The following is a 942-nucleotide window of genomic DNA, read 5'->3' as shown; positions in this document are numbered from 1 at the left end:
TAGCAGATGCTACATGTATCTCAGCGGGTACTTCAGTTACGATTAACGCTCAGCCAGTAGCGCCAGTTATGTCATTCAATAAAACAGCTACGATATTAGGGCCGGTAGTAGCTGGAACTATTATTCAGTATAATTTTGAAATTCAGAATTTAGGAACCACTACAGTATCTGATTTAGTTATTAGCGATCCTACTATCCAAGTTCCAAGCTTGTTGGTAGCAGATGTACCAGCAGGAGGCGTTTCTAATGTTTCACACAATTATATCATAACACAGGCAGACATTGATTCAGGATTAATTACTAATTCAGCGACATTATCTGGAGTAGGGGTATGCGGTTCATTTAGTTTAGTATCAAATGATCCATCAACTCCAATAACTGATGATCCTACAATTACGATCTTAACGCCTGCGCCTACTATGACTTTGGTTAAGACCTCAGTATTGAATACCACTGTTGTTGGAGATCCAGCAGTTGCGAACGTTGGGGATACCATCCAGTACTCGTTTGTTGTTACCAATACAGGTAATGTTACTTTGAGCAACGTTGTTATCAACGACGACACTCTATCTGCAACACCATTCACAGTGGGTACACTTGCAGTAGGTGCTTCTGTAACGATTACTACACCAGATGTTCCATTGTACATCTTGACTCAATCAGATTTAGATGCAGGTCAGGCTACAAACACAGCTACTGCTACAGGAACTACTCCTGGCGGAGGTACTACAACCGATGTTTCAGATGATGGTATTACAGAAAATGGAAATGATAACCCAACGGTTACTCCATTAACACCAGCTCCGTCGATGACATTAGTTAAGACTTCAGTATTGAATACAACAGTTGTTGGAGATCCAGCAGTTGCGAACGTTGGAGATACAATTCAGTACTCGTTTGTTGTTACCAATACAGGTAATGTTACTTTGAGCAACGTTGTTA

The 942-nt window shown here is 40.7% G+C and carries 1 protein-coding gene; it reads left to right on the top strand.

Features of this window, described 5'->3' with window-relative positions:
• Nucleotides 1-942, top strand: a 942-nt coding sequence (locus ACOVQQ_RS07875) for a DUF7507 domain-containing protein (RefSeq protein ID WP_421817766.1), incomplete at both ends; no start/stop codon positions are given.

The sequence above is a fragment of the Flavobacterium sp. genome, assembly GCF_049240005.1.
Lineage (GTDB): Bacteria > Bacteroidota > Bacteroidia > Flavobacteriales > Flavobacteriaceae > Flavobacterium.
The sequence above is the reverse complement of the archived record's forward strand: the minus strand, read 5'-3'. Positions and strand labels throughout refer to the sequence as shown.